Source organism: Rhodococcus rhodnii NBRC 100604, from assembly GCF_001894925.1.
GTDB lineage: Bacteria > Actinomycetota > Actinomycetes > Mycobacteriales > Mycobacteriaceae > Rhodococcus_F > Rhodococcus_F rhodnii.
Genome location: NZ_BCXD01000060.1, coordinates 1 through 2791, shown reverse-complemented (window position 1 = coordinate 2791; position 2791 = coordinate 1). Strand labels below are relative to the sequence as shown.

The 2791-nt window shown below is 60.9% G+C and carries 3 protein-coding genes; all 3 read right to left on the bottom strand.

Going from position 1 to position 2791, the window contains the following annotated elements:
* Positions 1–766 (bottom strand): NAD-dependent epimerase/dehydratase family protein (locus RR1_RS21430; RefSeq protein WP_051111314.1); only part of this gene is annotated, 766 nt, incomplete at its 3' end.
* A gap of 80 nt (positions 767–846) precedes the next feature.
* Positions 847–1443: a hypothetical protein gene (locus RR1_RS21425; protein ID WP_010839980.1), complete on the bottom strand. Its 597-nt coding sequence runs from the start codon at positions 1441–1443 to the stop codon at positions 847–849.
* A 935-nt stretch (positions 1444–2378) separates the two neighbouring features.
* The coding region (locus RR1_RS22510; protein WP_040775145.1) for a hypothetical protein at positions 2379–2791 on the bottom strand (413 nt) is incomplete at its 5' end.

Sequence of the window (2791 nt, the reverse complement as noted above, 5' to 3'; positions counted from 1 at the left end):
GATTAATGACCTGGTAGTAGGACTGAGGATTCGTGGGGAAGAGCGTGTCGAAGCGGCGCAGTGTCTGGATGTGAGCGTGGGCGAGATCCCAGACGTGTATGTAGTCGCGGATCCCGGAGCCATCTCGGGTGGGCCAGTCCACGCCGGTGATCTGGAACGTCTCGCCGAACTCGCGAGCCTCGATCATCTTCCCCAAAGCGTGGGTAGGGCGGCGTACTTGAAGTCCGGAGCGCATCTTGGGATCGGCGCCGACTGGATTGAAGTAGCGCAGGGAGACGATGCCGAGCGCGCCCGTGAAGCTGATGTCCCGCAACACGGTCTCGAACAGTGCTTTGGTGCGGGAGTAGGGGCTCAGCGGATCCAGCGGAGAGTTCTCGTCCACGGCGAAGTCCGAGCCGGCGGCGTAAATGGACGCGGAGGAGCTGAATATGAGCCGACGGCAGTCGTTCCTGACGAGGTGGCCGAGGAAAAGAATGCCCTTGGCGACGTTCTCGGTGTAGTACCGGAGCGGTTCCGCGACAGATTCGGGGACAACGATCAGGGCAGCGCAGTCGACAACCGCATAGATGTCGGGGTGCTGCGCAAAAATCTGATCGATGAGCGAGCCGTCGGCGATATCGCCCTCGTAGAAAGTGCGACCCGCGGTAAATTCACGTCGCCCCGTCACCAGGTTGTCGAGGATGATCGGCTCGATTCCCTCGTCGATACAGGCCGACGCGATGGTGCTTCCGATGAATCCGGCGCCGCCGGCGATAAGGATCTTCATGTGCTCTCCAAGTTTGAGGATATGACGGACGAACTTGTTTCTCGGTGGTGCGACTGAAACGTTATTGAAAAGATTTGAGGCTAATCATTGGAGTTGGTTAGGAAATACGGCTCGTACAAACACCACACCATCGTTGGTTGCCAGGTGTTGAGAATCTTGAGGTTCGGCATCTCACGCACTATGTCGACCGAGCCGATGCAACCGTCCGTGTGTCCGTCGTTCGCCCGCTGAGCGGCTATAGGTTTCGCGCTGACATAGTTCCGCGCGGCTTGCGGTGCGAATTTGCGCGCGAATACCTCGGTCGCAGGATGGAGGGCGATCGTTTCCATACTCTTCAGAGATCTTCCACGGGCGGTGTTCGATGCGACACACATGGGCTTCGTGAGGCTTTCCCACGTCGCGAGCAAACGCATGCGGTCGAGATTCCGGAAGTGAATGTCCACCCAACTGTCCACCAGTTTGTCGTCGTCTCGTTCCAAGAACCCCGCAGCCACGAGAACCAGTACTCCTTCGGCTAGTCCCAGATCCATTGCCTCGTTGAAGGAATCGGCCAGTAGGACTTTGCCAAACAAGCGGTCCGCTTCGGCGTGGGCGTCCGTACCGACGGGACCAAGCGTGGCGACGGTTGCCGTTCCCAGGTTGATCTCCTGCGGAAATCCGGCCAGCGGGTTGCGCATATTTCCCTCTGTCTGAGCGCCTTGCCGGCGGCCGACGACAGCGGACGAGTGACTTCGTGATGGGCCACGAGCACTCATGGCATCGTGTGTTCAGCGTGGAGGAGGCGCAGGGTCAGTGCTCTCGTCTCCTCGGTCCTGGCGAGGTCGGTCCGCCCGGTCTCGACTACATGGCGCGGGATTCCGGTCGCAGCAGTCCAGTCTTCGGGCAGCACATGTCCAGACGACGTCACATGTACGGCATGAAGTTGACCGGTCGAACCGACCGCGGGGTCGCCACGCCGGCATCGGAAGCCGCAAAAAGGTGGGCGAACCAGTCCAGATAGGTGCCCATCAGACCGCGGGCGACCTGCGCGACTGTGAGGGTCTTCCTCCGTGTCCGGGAATGGGCCATCGGCCTCCTCCTGCAGTGAGGCACTGATCGCAGAGAAAAGTTGGGCATCGATCCGTTCTATGAACGACTGCGGGGCACCGGAGAGTTCGGCGCCACTGAGAGGCGGAGGAAGCTCCACCCCCGGGGCGAAAGACGTTAGGACGTTGCGTATTTCACTTGTGATCGTTTGCTCCGTCGCGCGCTCGGCGTCGAAGAGCAGCAGGTGACGGGCCGAGGTCACGGTTGCCACGAGGTGCGCGAGAGATGCGCTCATGCAGTACCCAAGTACCCCGTGCACGCTTGCCTGCGCGTGACCTGATGCGGTCAGGGCTTGGATCGTATACGCCTCGGCGGTGAGGTCTCTGGGCAGTGGACGGACCAACAATTCCCGAACGTCGTATCCGGCCTCTTCCAGGCGCAGTTCGGACAGGCGTGCTTCAGGACGGTGGCCGGGATAGTCGAGAACGAGAATGACAGGGCGGACGCCGTGGGCGTCTGTTGGGGACTGAGGATAATCCGACATGGACTCTCTATCTCGCAGGTTCGTGGAAAGTGGATAGCGGCGCTACTGGACGGCTTGAGGGCGACGCATCCGGAGCAGGGTGGCAACATCAATGTCCGACGGGTTCTCCGCCACCAGAGCGACCATGTCGAGCAGGGTCTCCATGAATGCCTCCGCCCGCACGGCATACCACACCTCGCGCTCGTACTGGAAGTGCACGGCAGCATCGAGGTCTTGGTCAGCTTCACGGCGCATCTCGATGCGAATAGTGAGCCCCGCCCTCAGCGCCAGCTGCGCGTCTGCCGGGGACGTCACGTCCGCGCCGTGTAGAGGCAGAGGGTTTTCGTCTTCGCTGTCGATTGCCAGGTAAAGCCAGGGACGCCAGCGCTGCATGAGATCACGGTTGAACTGGAGGTGCTCCAACAACAGCGGTAGCGGAACGGCATTGGCGATACCTGCAGCAACGGACTGCTTAC

Bases quoted from the DNA above. Each gene is read 5' to 3' on its own strand.
- RR1_RS21425 (WP_010839980.1), bottom strand. From the start codon at position 1,443: ATGCGCAACCCGCTGGCCGGATTTCCGCAGGAGATCAACCTGGGAACG.